This window comes from Streptomyces sp. NPDC001858 (assembly GCF_053594615.1).
Window position 1 is genome coordinate 410,375 of record NZ_JBSFEV010000004.1, and the last position, 15,521, is coordinate 425,895.

A 15,521-nucleotide genomic window follows, 5' to 3' on the forward strand; every position below is an offset into this window, starting at 1 on the left:
CCATGCTGTTTTCCGTCAAGGGCAAGCACCGCCGTCCGTCCAGGGCCACCCGCGTCGCCGCGCTGGCCGGCGTCACCGGTGTCGCCATCGCCGCCCCGCTGATGGCGGCCGGCAACGCCTCCGCCGCCACCGCCGCCGAGTGGGACGCGGTCGCCCAGTGCGAGTCCGGCGGCAACTGGTCCATCAACACCGGCAACGGCTACTACGGCGGCCTGCAGTTCTCCGCCTCCACCTGGGCCGCGTACGGCGGTACGCAGTACGCCGCGCAGGCCGACCAGGCCTCCAAGGCGCAGCAGATAACCGTCGCCGAGAAGGTCCTCGCGGGCCAGGGCAAGGGCGCCTGGCCGGTCTGCGGCACGGGCCTGTCCAACGCCGCCTACAACGGCGGCAGCGCCGACTCCGCCGCCTCCGGCTCCAGCTCCTCCAGCTCGTCGAGCAGCGCCGACACCCGTTCGACCGAGGAGCAGAGCGCCTCCCGCTCGGCCGAGCGTCCGGCCGCATCCAAGACGGTCACCACCCCGACCGGCAAGAAGGTCGAGAAGGGCGACGGCGAGTACAAGGTCGTCAAGGGCGACACCCTCAGCTCCATCGCCGAGCAGCACAAGGTCGCCGGCGGCTGGCAGAAGCTGTTCGAGCTGAACAAGGACATCGTCGACGACGCCGACCTCATCTTCCCGGGCCAGCAGCTGCACCTGAAGTGAGCTCCGGCTCCTGGACCGAGCTCCGGCTCCTGAAGTGACACCCGGCTCCCGGGGAAGTCACAGCGCCCTCACAGGCGAGGTCGGCACACTGAAGACCTCGTGAGGGTCCCCCCGTCCCCACGGGCTCCCCGCTCCGGTGCGTGTTCCCCCGTACGCACCGGAGCGGGGTTTCTCTTTGCCTGCCTCCCCTGCCCGCTTCGTTCGCCAGTTGGCAACTTCCTGTTGGTCTTTGGCGACCGCTCCCTTTGTTCCGTGTGTGAACAATGGGTACGGTCAGTTTGTCCACGGGACGGTCGGTCGGCTGCCGACGCCCCGAAGGCGGTTAGGCTCTAGTCGCAAGGCTCGGCGCGGGCCCATCGCGGCCCACCCGCCCCGCACAACCAGCGTCACATCCCAAGAAGGAGATGCTCGTGCCGTCCATCGACGTCGTCGTAGCCCGGGAAATCCTGGACTCCCGAGGCAACCCCACGGTCGAGGTCGAGGTCGGCCTCGACGACGGCAGCACGGGTCGTGCCGCCGTTCCGTCCGGCGCCTCCACCGGTGCCTTCGAGGCCATCGAGCTTCGCGACGGTGACCCCAACCGCTACCACGGCAAGGGTGTCGAGAAGGCCGTCCTCGCCGTCATCGAGCAGATCGGCCCGGAGCTCGTCGGCTACGACGCCACCGAGCAGCGCCTGATCGACCAGGCCATGTTCGACCTGGACGCCACCGACAACAAGGGCTCCCTGGGCGCCAACGCCATCCTCGGCGTCTCGCTCGCCGTGGCCCACGCCGCCTCCGAGGCCAGCGACCTGCCGCTGTTCCGCTACCTGGGCGGCCCCAACGCGCACCTGCTGCCGGTGCCGATGATGAACATCCTGAACGGCGGCTCGCACGCCGATTCCAACGTGGACATCCAGGAGTTCATGATCGCCCCGATCGGCGCGGAGTCCTTCTCCGAGGCCCTGCGCTGGGGCGCCGAGGTCTACCACACCCTCAAGAAGGTGCTGAAGACCAAGGGCCTGTCCACCGGCCTCGGCGACGAGGGCGGTTTCGCCCCGAACCTGGAGTCCAACCGCGCCGCCCTCGACCTCATCGTCGAGGCCATCAAGCAGGCCGGTTACGTCCCCGGCGAGCAGATCGCGCTTGCGCTCGACGTCGCCGCGTCCGAGTTCTACAAGGACGGCAAGTACGAGTTCGAGGGCAAGTCCCGCTCGGCCGCCGAGATGACCGAGTACTACGAGGAGCTCGTCTCCGCGTACCCGCTGGTCTCCATCGAGGACCCGCTGTACGAGGACGACTGGGCCGGCTGGAACGTCATCACCGAGCGGCTGGGCGACAAGGTCCAGATCGTCGGCGACGACCTCTTCGTCACCAACCCCGAGCGCCTGGCCCGCGGCATCGAGGAGGGCTCCGCGAACGCCCTGCTCGTCAAGGTGAACCAGATCGGCTCGCTGACCGAGACCCTGGACGCCGTCGAGCTCGCCCAGCGCAACGGCTTCAAGTGCATGATGTCCCACCGCTCCGGCGAGACCGAGGACGTCACCATCGCCGACCTCGCCGTCGCCGTGAACTGCGGTCAGATCAAGACCGGCGCCCCGGCCCGCTCGGACCGCGTCGCCAAGTACAACCAGCTGCTGCGCATCGAGGAGATCCTCGACGACGCCGCCGTGTACGCCGGCCGCAGCGCGTTCCCGCGCTTCAAGGGCTGAGCTTCAAGGGCTGACCCATCGCTTCGTAAGAGGCGTCGTACGTACGTCCCCGTATCCGGTCCCGTACCGTGTGCGGGGACGTACGCACGTGTGAGAGCGGGAGGCGGGGAAGACCGATGGCCGTGAAGGACCGGGACCGTTTCTCCACCGCGACCAGGATCAAGCTGCTCGGCGAGCAGACCGCGGCCCGGGTCTACCGCTCCCAGACCAAGCGCCAGGCCCGCCGCTCCCGCCTCACCGGCCGTGCGGCCCTGCTGGCGCTGGTCCTGTGCACGCTGATCGTGGCCCTGGCCTACCCGATGCGCCAGTACGTCTCCCAGCGCGCCGACATCGCCGCCCTGGAACGCGAGAAGCAGCAGGCCAGCGAGCGCGTCGAGCAACTGCGCGACCTCAAGGCACGCTGGCAGGACGACGCCTACGCCGAGCAGCAGATCCGGCTGCGGCTGCACTACGTCCTGCCCGGCGAGACCGGTTACGTCGTGATCGACCCGGACGCGGCCAAGCAGTCGCGCGCCGACCTCGGGGCGGCCGACCGCCCCTGGTACGCGAATGTCTGGGACGGCGTCGACAAGTCGGACGCCGCCTCCCCGTGACAGCAGCGGCACCAGTGACAGCAGCGACACCAGCGATATCAGCGACACCAGTGACAGCATTGAACTGACAGAGGGATTTTCGTACCGGCATGGAAACTGCCCCGCCGACCACCCCGCGCACCGAGCCCACCGACGCGGACGTCGAGGCCTTCAAGCAGCAGCTCGGACGCCCGCCGCGCGGCCTGCGCGCGATCGCGCACCGCTGCCCGTGCGGACAGCCGGACGTCGTCGAGACCGCGCCGCGCCTGCCCGACGGCACGCCCTTCCCGACGCTGTACTACCTGACGTGCCCGAAGGCCAACTCGGCGATCGGCACGCTGGAGGCCAACGGCGTGATGAAGGAGATGACGGATCGGCTGACGACCGACCCGGAGCTCGCCGCCGCCTACCGCGCGGCGCACGAGGACTACATCCGGCGCCGCGACGAGATCGAGGAGCTGAAGAACTTCCCCAGCGCGGGCGGCATGCCGGACCGGGTGAAGTGCCTGCATGTGCTGGTCGCGCACTCGCTGGCCGCCGGGCCGGGCGTGAATCCGCTCGGGGACGAGGCGCTGGCGATGCTGCCGGAGTGGTGGCGCAAGGGGGCTTGCGTGACGCTCGCCTCCGACGCGTGAGCGTCCCGTCTCCGGGGGCTGCCGCCCCCAGGCCCCCGCTTCGGCCTGAACGGCCTCGTCCTCAAACGCCGGACGGGCTGGAGATGCCGGCCGGCGCTGACAAGTTCCGCAAGTTCGGAGGACCCACATGACCCGCGTCGCCGCCATCGACTGCGGTACGAACTCCATTCGTCTTCTCGTCGCCGATGTCGACCCGGAGACCGGGGAGCTCGTCGACCTGGACCGGCGCATGATCATCGTCCGCCTCGGGCAGGGGGTGGACCGCACCGGGCGGCTCGCTCCCGAGGCGCTGGAGCGGACCTTCGCGGCCTGCCGGGAGTACGCGGCCGTCATCAAGGAGCACGGCGTGGAGCGGTTGCGCTTCGTCGCCACCTCCGCCTCCCGGGACGCGGAGAACCGCGACGACTTCGTGCGCGGGGTGCTCGACATCCTGGGCGTCGAACCCGAGGTCGTCACCGGCGATCAGGAGGCCGAGTTCTCCTTCACCGGGGCCACCAGGGAGCTCACGGGCCGCGAGGACCTCGTCAAGCCCTACCTGGTGGTGGACATCGGCGGCGGCTCGACGGAGTTCGTCGTGGGCGACGAGCACGTGCGCGCCGCGCGCTCGGTCGACGTCGGCTGTGTGCGGATGACCGAACGGCACCTGGTCGTGGACGGGGAGATCAGCGACCCGCCCGCGCAGGAGCAGATCGCGGCGATGCGCGCCGACATCGAGGCCGCGCTCGACCTCGCCGAGGAGACGGTCCCGCTGCGCGAGGCGCGCACCCTGGTCGGTCTGGCCGGCTCGGTCACCACGATCTCGGCGATCGCTCAGCACCTCCCCGCGTACGACTCGGCGGCCATCCACCACTCCCGGGTCTCCCACGACAAGGTCCGCGAGATCACCGAGTGGCTGCTGCGCTCCACCCACGCCGAGCGCGCGGCGGTCCCCTCGATGCACCCGGGCCGGGTGGACGTGATCGCGGCGGGCGCGCTGGTCCTGCTGTCGATCATGGAGCGGATCGGCGCGGAGGAGGTTGTGGTGAGCGAGCACGACATCCTCGACGGCATCGCCTTCAAGGTGGCGGAGGGCGTCTAGGCGGGTCGGGCGAAGTCGGCTGCGCTTTGAAGGGGCGCGGGGAACTGCGCGACCGGCCACGACGGCGCCGCAGCGGAACGACGGCACATCGCGGCACATCGCGGCACTTCCGGCGGAGCGCTCAGGCCGGCGGCTGAGCCTCTGTCAGGCCCAGGGATCACTCCGCGGTCCAGACGACCGCGTCGAACGTGGCCCTGGAGCCCTCGCCGGGGAGCGAGACGAGGCTGAGACGGGCGACGTTGCCCTCGCTGGTGCGTACGCACACCACCATGCCCTTGGCGAGCGGATGGTCGTCTACTCCCTCCGCGTCGACGGTGTCCGCGCAGTCCTGGTAGCCGGGCAGGGCGGCCGCGTCGGCCGGCCAGAGCGAGATCACGGTCGCCCCCAGGCCCCTGATCGAGTAGTGATCGCGCCAGCCGCTGATCTCCAGGTCGCCCGCCTGGTACTTGCGGGTGACGGGCTGTTCGCCGTCCAGTTCCTTGCTCTGCGAGTCGAACACCAGCGTGCCGCGCCAGCGCTCGCTTCCCGCCGAGGTCGGGGAGGGAGTCGGCGGGGGCGGAGAGGAGGACGGGAGCGGCGTCGATGCGGGGGGCGCGGTGGAGGGCGTCGTCGGTGCGGTGGGGGCTGCGGCCCCGTCTGAGTCGTCGTCCCCGGAGGAGAGCAGGACGGGCACTCCGACGCCGACCAGGGCGGCGAGCAGGACGCCCACGGCGCCGATCCACGCCGCCTGGTTGCCTCTCGCGAACCAGCCCCCGTCGCGTCTGCTCGCGTCGCGTGTGCCCCCGTCGCGTGTGCTCGCGTCGGCTCGATCCTCGGCCACGGTACTCAGCCCCCCACTGTGGTACCTGCGCGCTCGTTTCGTACTGCTGTTCTCGCCGCACCGGGTGTCGGCGAAACCCTCGCCGGGGCTGGCTCGCGCCTTCGCTCGGGCCTCGTTTTCGCTGGGGTGGGGCTACTCTGCTGAGCAGGTCGAAGGACGTATGAGCGTGCCGGGGGGCCGTCCTGACGGCCCGAAACGGTTCTCCACGGCACCCCGTCCGGAAAGTTCGTGAAGTTCTTCACAAGGAATTCGGCCCTGTCGGAGGACGCGGGCGTCCCCGTTGACCCTTCCGGGGCCCGAGTACCCGTGTGAACGTGTTCAAAAGAGGCGGGCGCGGACGTATCGCGGGGGTCTCGGGGAGCCGTTTCGCGGGGTCCTCACGGGGGCCTTCCGGACCCGGAGAGGCAGCTCACGCGGCATTGACAACGCGATTCCCTACACGCGGGTTGCCTTCCCGCGCCATGACCTGGATCACGCGAGCGGCGGAGGATAGCACACACCCTCCACAAGCTTGTGAAGGGGCGCACGAGCGACCCCCCTGGAGCGGGTGGATACTCGATGGCATGAGCACCACGGAGCGTCCCAGGATCCTCGTAGTAGGCGGTGGGTACGTAGGCCTGTACGCAGCTCGGCGCATTCTCAAGAAGATGCGCTACGGCGAGGCGACCGTCACGGTCGTCGACCCCCGGTCGTACATGACCTACCAGCCCTTCCTCCCCGAAACCGCCGCCGGCAGCATCTCCCCGCGCCACGTCGTCGTCCCGCTGCGACGCGTGCTGCCCAAGGCGGAGGTGCTCACCGGTCGGGTCACCACCATCGACCAGGACCGCAAGGTCGCCACGATCGCCCCGCTGGTCGGCGAGGCGTACGAGCTGCCCTTCGACTACCTGGTGATCGCGCTCGGCGCGGTCTCCCGCACCTTCCCGATCCCCGGCCTCGCCGAACAGGGCATCGGCATGAAGGGCGTCGAGGAGGCCATCGGCCTGCGCAACCACGTCCTCGAGCAGCTCGACAAGGCCGACTCCACGACCGACGAGGAGATCCGCCGCAAGGCGCTCACCTTCGTCTTCGTCGGCGGCGGCTTCGCCGGTGCGGAGACCATCGGCGAGGTCGAGGACCTGGCCCGCGACGCGGCCAAGTACTACACGACGGTGTCCCGCGAGGACATGCGCTTCATCCTCGTCGACGCCGCCGACAAGATCCTTCCCGAGGTCGGCCCCAAGCTCGGCCAGTACGGCAAGGAGCACCTGGAGAGCCGCGGCGTGGAGATCTACCTCTCCACCTCGATGGACTCCTGCGTCGACGGCCACGTCGTGCTGAAGAACGGCCTGGAGGTCGACTCCAACACGATCGTGTGGACGGCCGGCGTCAAGCCGAACCCGGTGCTGAGCCGCTACGGCCTCCCGCTGGGCCCGCGTGGTCACGTCGACACCGCCCCGACCCTCCAGGTCCAGGGCACCGACTACATCTGGGCCGCCGGCGACAACGCCCAGGTCCCCGACGTCGCCGCCCGCAAGGCCGGCGTCGAGAACGCCTGGTGCCCGCCGAACGCGCAGCACGCGCTCCGGCAGGCCAAGGTCCTCGGCGACAACGTGATCTCCGGTATGCGGGGCTTCCCGCAGAAGGAGTACGCGCACGCCAACAAGGGCGCGGTGGCAGGCCTCGGCCTCCACAAGGGCGTCGCCATGGTCGTCATGGGCAAGATGAAGATCAAGGTCAAGGGCCGGCTGGCCTGGTACATGCACCGCGGCTACCACGGCATGGCGATGCCGACCTGGAACCGCAAGATCCGCGTCTTCGCCGACTGGACGCTCGGCATGTTCCTCAAGCGCGAGGTCGTGTCGCTCGGCGCGATGGAGAACCCGCGCGACGAGTTCTACGAGGCCGCGAAGCCGGCGCCGGCGCCCGTCGCCGCGAAGCCGGCCGCCGAGAAGACCGAGACCGAGAAGGCCAAGGCCTCTTGACCTGCGGTCGCTGAAACACCCCTGAAGGGGCCTCCCGCCATCCGTGGTGCGGGCGGCCCCTTCGGCGTTCCCGGGGGCGTGCCCGTCCCCGGCAACCCGTGTCGTGTGCATGTATTTTGCCGTGTCGTGACGGGCGCGCGGGACTGGACTCCGCAGCCTTCCGTGTTTACGTGTGGTGACAGGACATTCCGGGATCACCATCACGGAGGTGTGCATCATGGCTGACGCCGCGCCGCGGCTCCATGCCCTCGTCGAACAGTTGCTGGGAGTCCCGCTCCCGGTGCGCGTCCGCGCCTGGGACGGTTCGCAGGCCGGTCCGCCCGACGCGCCGACCCTGGTCGTACGCAACCGCAGAGGCCTGCGCCGGTTCCTCTTCAAGCCCGGCGAACTGGGCCTCGCCCGCGCCTGGGTGGCCGGCGACCTGGAGATCGAGGGGGACCTCTACACGGCCCTCGGCCTCGTCTCCGGCCTCGTCTGGGAGCGCGGGGAGGACGCTCGTACGCTCGCCCAGGCGCTGCGCGACCCGGAGGTGCGGGCCGCCGTCCGGGGCCTGCTGAAGCTCGCCGGGCCCCCGCTGCCGCCCGCCCCGCCGCGCGAGGAGGTCCGGCGCCACGGCCATCTGCACACCCGCCGCACCGACCGACGCGCCATCAGCCACCACTACGACGTCGGCAACGACTTCTACGAGATCGTCCTCGGCCCGTCCATGGTCTACTCGTGCGCCTACTGGGAGTCCGCGGACGGCACCCTCGAACTCGCCCAGCGCGACAAGCTCGAACTCGTCTGCCGCAAGCTGGACCTGGCCCCCGGACGCCGGCTGCTGGACGTCGGCTGCGGCTGGGGCTCGCTGGCGATCCACGCGGCCCGCGAGCACGGCGCGGACGTCGTCGGGATCACCCTCTCCCACGAGCAGGCGGCCTACGCCCGCAAGCGCGTCGCCGACGCCGGGCTCACCGACAGGGTCGAGATCCGCGTCCAGGACTACCGGGACGTCGCCGACGGGCCCTACGACGCGATCTCCTCCATCGGCATGGCCGAACACGTCGGCTCCGCGAAGTACCTGGAGTACGCGCAGGTCCTGTTCGCGCTCCTGAAGCCGGGCGGCCGGCTGCTCAACCACCAGATCGCCCGCCGCCCGCACAGCGACGAGTCCGCGTACGACCTGGACTCGTTCATCGACGCCTACGTCTTCCCGGACGGCGAACTCGCCCCCGTGGGCACCACGGTCGGCCACCTGGAACGGGCCGGCTTCGAGGTCCGTGACGTCGAGTCGATCCGCGAGCACTACGCCCTCACCCTGCGCCGCTGGGTCGCCCGGCTGGAGGCCGACTGGCGGCGGGCCGTCCAGCTCGCCGGCCCCGGCCGCGCCCGGGTCTGGCGGCTCTACATGGCCGCCTCCGCCCTGGCCTTCGAACGCAACCGCATCGGCGTCAACCAGGTCCTGGCGGTCCGCACCGCCGACTCGGGCGACTCCGCGATGCCGCTGCGCTCCCGCACCTGGAACTGACCGTGCCTTGAACTGACCGTGCCTTGAACTGACGGAACGGCACATGCGAAGGGGCCCCGCCGCAGCGCGCGACGGGGCCCCGACCGGTCGGTGGCTACTCCGACTTGATCGCCGCCAGCATGTTCAGCCGGGACGCGCGCCGGGCCGGCCACAGGGCCGCCAGGATGCCCACCCCGGCGGCCAGCACCAGGAAGAGCAGCATCCGGCCCCAGGGCAGGACGAGTTCGTACGTGGCCATCTTGGTGCCGATCAGCTCACCGGCCGCCCAGCCGAAGAACACGCCCAGGCCGATGCCGAGCACCCCGCCGAAGAGCGAGATCACCAGGGACTCCAGCCGGACCATCCGCTTGACCGAACGCCGGTCCAGGCCGATGGCCCGCAGCATGCCGATCTCCTGGGAGCGCTCGAAGACGGACATCGCGAGGGTGTTGATGACCCCGAGGACGGCGACGATCACGGCCATCGCGAGCAGCCCGTAGAGCATGTTCAGCAGCAGGGTGAACATCTTGGCGATGTCGTCGGAGAGGTCCTGCTTGCTCTGCACCTTGATGGCCGGGTTGGTGCCCAGGGCCTGCTCCAGCCGGTCCTTCGTGCCGTCCGAGGCGCCGCCGGACGTCTTGACCATGACCCGCATGTCGGTCGGCTCCGCCAGGTGCGGGGTGAGGGCCGCGTTGTCCACGAGGATGCCGTCGATCAGCTCGTTGCCCTGGTAGACCCCGGCGACCGTCAGCTGCTGCTTCTCGCCGTCCTCGTAGTGCGCCGTGAACGTCGAACCGGCCTTCCAGCCATGGGTCTTGGCGAGGGCGTCGTCGACGACGACCTGCGCGCCGGCCACCTTGAAGACGCCGTCGTCGACCTCGAGGTCGGTCAGCTCGCCGATGGTGGAGCCGGTGACGCCGGTGAGGTACTCGGTCGTGCCGTCGATGCGGGCGGGCGCGTTGCGCATCGGGCTGGTGGCGGTCACCCCGTCGGTGGCCTTCAGCTTCTCGTCGATGTCCGCGGAGAGCTCGTTGCCGTTCGCCATCGACACGACGTAGTCGGCCTTGATCGCGGAGGACGCCATCTTGTCGATGGCCTGCTGGAGGCTGCCCGCCATCACCGTCATGCCGGTGATCAGGGTCAGGCCGATCATCAGAGCGGAGGCCGTGGCCGCCGTGCGGCGGGGGTTGCGCACCGAGTTCTGCCGGGCCAGCTTGCCGGACACCCCGAAGACCCGCAGGACGGGCGCGGAGGCCGCGATCAGCGGGCGGGACAGCAGCGGGGTCAGGATGAACACGCCGATGATGAGCAGCCCCGCGCCGATGCCCATGGGGGCCTGGCCGTCGGAGCCGTCCATCGTCGTCGCGGCCAGGACCACGGCGACGCCCGCCCCGGAGAACAGCGCGCCCAGCGTGTTGCGCAGCACCAGCGACCTGGTCGTCGCGGCGGCGTGCACGCTGCTCATCGCGGCGACCGGCGGGATCTTCGCGGCCCGGCGCCCGGGCAGCCAGGCCGCCAGCATGGTGATGACGACGCCGACGACCAGGGCGGCGGCGACCGTGCCGGACGAGACGACGAGCGGGCCGTCGGGGACGGTCGCCCCCAGCGTGCCCAGCAGCGCGCGCAGTCCCGCGCCGATCCCGATGCCGGCGAGCAGCCCGGTCACCCCGGCGACCGTGCCGACGACGAACGCCTCGATCAGCACCGACCGCGTGACCTGCCGCCGCGAGGCGCCGACGGCCCGCATCAGCGCGAGCTCCTTGGTGCGCTGGGCGACCAGCATGGTGAAGGTGTTGGCGATGATGAAGGTGCCGACGAACAGGGCGATGCCGGCGAACACCAGCAGTCCCGACTTCAGCCCGCTCATCGACGCGGCGATCGTCACCGCCTGGTCGTCGGCGAGCTCCTTGCCGGTGACGGTCTCGACCTGGTCCTTGGGGAGCGCGGCGGCCAGCGCGGACCGCAGCGCGCTCTGCGAGGTGCCGGCCGCGGCCTGCACGTCGATCTCGTCGTACGTGCCGACCTTGCCGAACAGGGTCTGCGCGGTCGGCGTGTCGAACAGGGCGAGGCTGCCGCCCGCGGCGACGTTGCCGTCGTCCGTGGTGAAGAGGCCGGTGATCTTCGGGGTGAGGACGGGGCCGTCGACGGAGAGCCGCACGGTGTCGCCGACCTCGTACCCGCCCCGCTCGGCCGTCTTCGCGTCGATGACGACCTCGCCCGTGCCGCGCGGCGCGCGCCCGGAGACGAGCGGGTACCGGGCGTCCTTCGTGCCCCAGTAGTTGCCGCCCTGCGACTGGAAGCCGCCGCCGATGAGCTTGCCGTCCTTGTCGGCGATGGCGGTGAAGCCGGTGACGACGCCGATCGCGGACGCGGCGCCCGGGACCTTCGCGCTCTGCTCCACCATGGCCTGGGTCAGCTCGGGGGTCTTGACGATGCGATCGCCGACGTCCGGCGCGTACCCGGCGGTGACGGCGACGTCGACATGGTCGAAGCCCTTGGCGGAGCTGTTCTGGAGGGCGTGGGAGAGCGTGTTGGTGAAGACCAGGGTTCCCGAGACGAAGGCCACGCCGAGCATCACGGCGAGCACGGTCATCAGGAGCCGGGCCTTGTGCGCGAGCACATTGCGCAAGGCGGTACGGAACATGTGTGTCTACTCAGTCCTGGGTCGAAGTCCTGAAGCGAGGTGCTGAAGCGAAGTCCTGAAGGGACTCGTGTCGGGGATCCGGGGGTCAGCTGGTGCGGCCCTTGGCGTCGAACTGCTTCATCCGGTCCAGGACCGAGTCGGCCGTCGGCCGGTACACCTCGTCGACGATCCGGCCGTCCGCGAGGAACACCACCCGGTCCGCGTAGGCCGCCGCCACCGGGTCGTGGGTCACCATGACCACCGTCTGGCCCAGCTCCCGCACGGAGTTGCGCAGGAAGCCCAGCACCTCCGCGCCCGAGCGGGAGTCGAGGTTTCCGGTCGGCTCGTCGCCGAAGATGATGTCCGGCCGGGAGGCCAGCGCGCGGGCCACGGCCACGCGCTGCTGCTGGCCTCCGGACAGCTGCGAGGGCCGGTGGCCGAGCCGGTCGGCGAGCCCCACCATCCGGATGACGTTCTCCAGCCACTCCTTGTCCGGCTTCCGGCCGGCGATGTCCATCGGGAGGGTGATGTTCTCGATCGCCGTGAGGGTCGGCAGCAGGTTGAACGCCTGGAAGATGAACCCGATCTTGTCCCGGCGCAGCTTGGTGAGCTGACGGTCCTTCAGCGAGCCGAGCTCGGTGTCGCCGATGCGCACGGAGCCGGAGGAGAAGCTGTCGAGGCCGGCCACACAGTGCATCAGCGTGGACTTGCCGGAGCCGGAGGGCCCCATGATCGCGGTGAACTCGGCCTGCTTGAAGTCGACCGAGACCCGGTCGAGGGCGACCACCTGGGTCTCGCCCTGTCCGTAGATCTTCGACAGGTCCGTGGCACGTGCGGCCACGGCGGTGGTCCGGTCGGCGAGCGGGGTGGTCGTCACGGAAACGTGCTCCTGTCGGGACGGCGGAATGGGTACGGCGCTGTGTGCACGGCGATTCGTGCACGGCGAGGTGTCTCGAGGAGACGTGATCCATCGTTCCGGCCGTCGGCCGCCGTGTAGTCAGTCGCTGTCCCGGTTCTGAAGGCAGACTCGAGGCGGACCGAGTGCCGCCGTGTCATACCTGGGGATGACCCCGGTCCCTGAGGGACGGTTCGAGAGGCGATTCGTCAAGAACCGGTGGAGCACCCTCGTTCGTACGGTGAAATTCCGTCATTCCGCATACGCAAGCGGTTGCCGCGCGCCAGGCTACTGGCAAGTGCAGATGGCCAGTTCCAAGTGCTGATGCACCCTCAGACGTCAATAAAATAAGACAACATCGGTCCACCGTTCCGCTGTTCGAGGGACGGATCCCGATAGGGTCGGAAGCTCAAGCGGAGCCCATCGGCCTGCCCAGATGGTGGAATGCAGACACGGCGAGCTTAAACCTCGCTGCCCCTTCGCGGGCGTGCCGGTTCAAGTCCGGCTCTGGGCACTTCCGACTTTCTCGGCGATCGCCGCATCCTTCATCGAGGCGTTGACACCGGCTGGGTGCGGGCGCAGACTCACGTCCAGAAGGAGTGAAGGAAACTTCACTGTGCGAACAGCGGCTGCGTGGCGACGTCCGCGCGGCACCGTCTGAAGGGAACGCCCGATGCGCACCACCGTCGGTATCGTCGGCGCCGGCCCCGCCGGTCTTCTTCTCGCGCGGCTGCTGCACGGCGCCGGCATCGACTCCGTCGTGCTGGAGAGCCGTGACCGGGCCTATGTCGAGCAGCGGCAGCGGGCCGGGATCCTGGAGCAGGGCACGGTCGACGTGCTGCGCGCGGCCGGGGCCGGGGCGCGCATGGAGCGGGAGGGGCTGCGGCACGACGGGATCGAGCTGCGGTACGAGCGCAAGCGGCACCGGGTCGACTTCCCCGCGCTGACCGGCGGCCGGTCGGTGATGGTGTACGCCCAGACGGAGGTGTGCAAGGACCTCATCGCGCTCCAGCTGAAGGAGGGCGGCCCGCTGCTGTTCGAGGCGGAGGCCCTGGCCGTCGAGGACGCCGCCACCGACCGCCCGCGCGTCCGCTTCCGCCACGGAGGCGTCGAGGACGTCCTGGAGTGCGACTACGTCGTCGGGTGCGACGGCTTCTGGGGGGTCGCACGGAAGGCGGTCCCGGCCGAGTCGATCCGGGTGTTCGAGCGGACGTACCCCTTCGGCTGGCTCGGCATCCTCGCCGACGTGCCGCCCTCGCACGACGAGCTCGTCTACGCCCGTCACGACCGCGGCTTCGCCCTGCTGTCGATGCGCTCCCCGTCCGTCTCCCGGCTCTACCTCCAGGTGCCCGACGGCACCGACGCCGAGAGCTGGGCCGACGACGAGATCTGGGACGAGCTGGAGCGCCGCTTCGCGACCGACGACGACTGGACGCTCCGGCGGGGGCCCATCACCCAGAAGTCCGTCACCCCCATGCGGTCCTACGTCCACGAGCCCATGCGGCACGGCCGGCTCTTCCTCGCCGGTGACGCGGCCCACATCGTGCCGCCGACCGGCGCCAAGGGGCTCAACCTCGCCGTCGGGGACGTCGTCACCTTCGCCCGGGCGCTGACGCACCGGCGGGAGACGGGCTCGTCCGAGCTCCTCGACGCCTACTCCGAGACCTGTCTGCGGCGCGTGTGGCAGGCCGAGCGGTTCTCCTACGACATGACGACCATGCTGCACCCCGCCCCCGACGCGACCCCCTTCGAGAGCCGTCTGCAGCTCGCCCGCCTGGAGCGGATCGCCTCCTCGCGCGCCGCCGAGACCGATCTGGCCGAGGGGTACACCGGGTTCCCGTTCGGGTGATCGAACGGAACGGCTGTTCGATCACTGTGCGGTTCCGGACGTGTCCCGACTCGGTCATGAATGAACCCCTCCGATGTGGGGAATCAGGTCGCCGCGTAGCGTGTTGGGCAGCGACAAGGGGGAAAGATCCTCCTCAAGCACTAGGGTCAATCCTTTGCCTACCTATTACCCTTGAGCCCAAGGCCGCGCAGTGTGGCCACGGAGGAGCGAAATGGAGAGCAGAAACCCGGTCTTCTCGCGACGGGGGTTCAGCCGCGACAACGGCTACGCGGGCTTCAACGCCGCGCCGCAGGCCGGGGGACCCGCAGTCGGCACGCAGCAGGGCAACCCGTACGCCCAGCCGGCCGGCAACCCGTACGCGCAGAACCCTTACGCCCAGCAGGGCCTGCAGCAGGGCGCCCCGCCGCAGGCCCCGGCCTCCACCGGCCGCATGACCATGGACGACGTCGTCGCGCGGACCGCGACCACGCTCGGCACCGTGGTCGTCACGGCGGTGCTGTCCTGGCTGCTGCTGCCGGTCGACGCGGACAACATCAACACGTCGTACGGCATCGCCTTCGGCGCCGCTCTGATCGCGTTCGTGCTGGCCATGGTCCAGTCGTTCAAGCGCCGCCCGGCCCCCGCGCTGATCCTGTCGTACGCCGCCTTCGAGGGCGTCTTCCTCGGCGTGATCTCCAGCGCGGTGTCCACCTACATCGGGGACGGCGTCGTCGCACAGGCCGTACTGGGCACCATGGCGGTCTTCGCCGGTGTCCTGGTGGCCTACAAGGCGGGCTGGATCCGCGTCAACCGCCGCTTCTACGGCTTCGTCATGGCGGCGGCGCTCGGCTTCGTCCTGCTGATGGTCGTGAACCTGCTGTTCACGGTCATCGGCGGCGGTGACGGCCTCGGCTTCCGCAGCGGTCCGCTCGGCATCGTGTTCGGTGTCATCGGCATCCTGCTCGGCGCGTGCTTCCTCGCCCTGGACTTCAAGCAGGTCGAGGACGGCGTGGCCTACGGCGCCCCGCGCGAGGAGGCCTGGCTCGCCGCTTTCGGCCTCACGATGACGCTGGTGTGGATCTACATGGAGTTCCTGCGACTCCTGTCGATCCTGAACAGCGACTGACGCACCACAGCCGGACATCGGCGCCGAAGGGCCCCGGGATCTCGATCCCGGGGCCCTTCGCCGTTCTCCGTGTCCGTAGCGGCGGTGTGTGTCGTGTGCGCG

Annotated in this window: 12 protein-coding genes and 1 tRNA gene; 10 read left to right on the plus strand and 3 right to left on the minus strand. The window is 70.2% G+C overall.

Translation table 11 applies throughout. The annotated features are described in order from the left end of the window. The first annotated feature begins 2 nt into the window (after positions 1-2). From ACWCPF_RS08520 to ACWCPF_RS08540, 5 genes are all read left to right on the plus strand, one after another. Entirely contained in the window at positions 3-701 is a 699-nt protein-coding gene (locus ACWCPF_RS08520) for a transglycosylase family protein (RefSeq protein WP_451044199.1), read from the plus strand. Between the two features lie 404 nt (positions 702-1,105). Further along, on the plus strand, positions 1,106-2,392 hold the full coding sequence (gene eno / locus ACWCPF_RS08525; protein ID WP_451044200.1) for a phosphopyruvate hydratase: 1,287 nt from the start codon (positions 1,106-1,108) through the stop codon (positions 2,390-2,392). 116 nt (positions 2,393-2,508) lie between these two features. After that, positions 2,509-2,985: an FtsB family cell division protein gene (locus ACWCPF_RS08530; protein WP_451044201.1), complete on the plus strand. Its 477-nt coding sequence runs from the start codon at positions 2,509-2,511 to the stop codon at positions 2,983-2,985. 89 nt (positions 2,986-3,074) lie between these two features. Next, complete coding sequence (locus ACWCPF_RS08535) at positions 3,075-3,599, plus strand: DUF501 domain-containing protein (RefSeq protein ID WP_451044202.1); 525 nt, start codon at positions 3,075-3,077, stop codon at positions 3,597-3,599. Positions 3,600-3,726: 127 nt separating this feature from the next. Further along, positions 3,727-4,677, plus strand: a complete 951-nt coding sequence (locus ACWCPF_RS08540) for a Ppx/GppA phosphatase family protein (RefSeq protein WP_451044203.1) — start codon at positions 3,727-3,729, stop codon at positions 4,675-4,677. 157 nt (positions 4,678-4,834) lie between these two features. On the opposite strand, the gene ACWCPF_RS08545 is transcribed toward ACWCPF_RS08540, so the two are convergent. Beyond that, positions 4,835-5,497, minus strand: coding sequence for a hypothetical protein (locus ACWCPF_RS08545; protein ID WP_451044204.1), 663 nt, complete (start codon positions 5,495-5,497; stop codon positions 4,835-4,837). Positions 5,498-6,060: 563 nt separating this feature from the next. Between ACWCPF_RS08545 and ACWCPF_RS08550 the strand changes: the two genes are divergently transcribed. Continuing rightward, complete coding sequence (locus ACWCPF_RS08550) at positions 6,061-7,461, plus strand: NAD(P)/FAD-dependent oxidoreductase (RefSeq protein WP_451044205.1); 1,401 nt, start codon at positions 6,061-6,063, stop codon at positions 7,459-7,461. Between the two features lie 217 nt (positions 7,462-7,678). Continuing rightward, positions 7,679-8,968 (plus strand): class I SAM-dependent methyltransferase, encoded by a 1,290-nt coding sequence (locus ACWCPF_RS08555; RefSeq protein ID WP_451044206.1) that lies wholly within the window; start codon positions 7,679-7,681, stop codon positions 8,966-8,968. Positions 8,969-9,062: 94 nt separating this feature from the next. On the opposite strand, the gene ACWCPF_RS08560 is transcribed toward ACWCPF_RS08555, so the two are convergent. Next, complete coding sequence (locus tag ACWCPF_RS08560) at positions 9,063-11,591, minus strand: ABC transporter permease (RefSeq protein WP_451044207.1); 2,529 nt, start codon at positions 11,589-11,591, stop codon at positions 9,063-9,065. 85 nt (positions 11,592-11,676) lie between these two features. Then, on the minus strand, positions 11,677-12,447 hold the full coding sequence (locus ACWCPF_RS08565; RefSeq protein ID WP_451044208.1) for an ABC transporter ATP-binding protein: 771 nt from the start codon (positions 12,445-12,447) through the stop codon (positions 11,677-11,679). 448 nt (positions 12,448-12,895) lie between these two features. Between ACWCPF_RS08565 and ACWCPF_RS08570 the strand changes: the two genes are divergently transcribed. From ACWCPF_RS08570 to ACWCPF_RS08580, 3 genes are all read left to right on the plus strand, one after another. Then, a tRNA-Leu gene (locus tag ACWCPF_RS08570) sits at positions 12,896-12,979 on the plus strand. A gap of 159 nt (positions 12,980-13,138) precedes the next feature. Beyond that, positions 13,139-14,314, plus strand: coding sequence for a 4-hydroxybenzoate 3-monooxygenase (locus ACWCPF_RS08575; protein WP_451044209.1), 1,176 nt, complete (start codon positions 13,139-13,141; stop codon positions 14,312-14,314). 211 nt (positions 14,315-14,525) lie between these two features. Further along, the gene (locus ACWCPF_RS08580; RefSeq protein ID WP_451044210.1) at positions 14,526-15,419 is read left to right on the plus strand and encodes a Bax inhibitor-1/YccA family protein; all 894 of its coding nucleotides are present in this window, start codon (positions 14,526-14,528) and stop codon (positions 15,417-15,419) included. Positions 15,420-15,521 lie beyond the last annotated feature (102 nt).

What these genes read in the sequence shown, in the direction of transcription:
- ACWCPF_RS08520 (WP_451044199.1), top strand. Translation starts at nt 3, where the DNA reads ATGCTGTTTTCCGTCAAGGGCAAGCACCGCCGTCCGTCCAGGGCCACC.
- eno (WP_451044200.1), top strand. Translation starts at nt 1,106, where the DNA reads ATGCTCGTGCCGTCCATCGACGTCGTCGTAGCCCGGGAAATCCTGGAC.
- ACWCPF_RS08530 (WP_451044201.1), top strand. Translation starts at nt 2,509, where the DNA reads ATGGCCGTGAAGGACCGGGACCGTTTCTCCACCGCGACCAGGATCAAG.
- ACWCPF_RS08535 (WP_451044202.1), top strand. Translation starts at nt 3,075, where the DNA reads ATGGAAACTGCCCCGCCGACCACCCCGCGCACCGAGCCCACCGACGCG.
- ACWCPF_RS08540 (WP_451044203.1), top strand. Translation starts at nt 3,727, where the DNA reads ATGACCCGCGTCGCCGCCATCGACTGCGGTACGAACTCCATTCGTCTT.
- ACWCPF_RS08550 (WP_451044205.1), top strand. Translation starts at nt 6,061, where the DNA reads ATGAGCACCACGGAGCGTCCCAGGATCCTCGTAGTAGGCGGTGGGTAC.
- ACWCPF_RS08555 (WP_451044206.1), top strand. Translation starts at nt 7,679, where the DNA reads ATGGCTGACGCCGCGCCGCGGCTCCATGCCCTCGTCGAACAGTTGCTG.
- ACWCPF_RS08560 (WP_451044207.1), bottom strand. Translation starts at nt 11,591, where the DNA reads ATGTTCCGTACCGCCTTGCGCAATGTGCTCGCGCACAAGGCCCGGCTC.
- ACWCPF_RS08575 (WP_451044209.1), top strand. Translation starts at nt 13,139, where the DNA reads ATGCGCACCACCGTCGGTATCGTCGGCGCCGGCCCCGCCGGTCTTCTT.
- ACWCPF_RS08580 (WP_451044210.1), top strand. Translation starts at nt 14,526, where the DNA reads ATGGAGAGCAGAAACCCGGTCTTCTCGCGACGGGGGTTCAGCCGCGAC.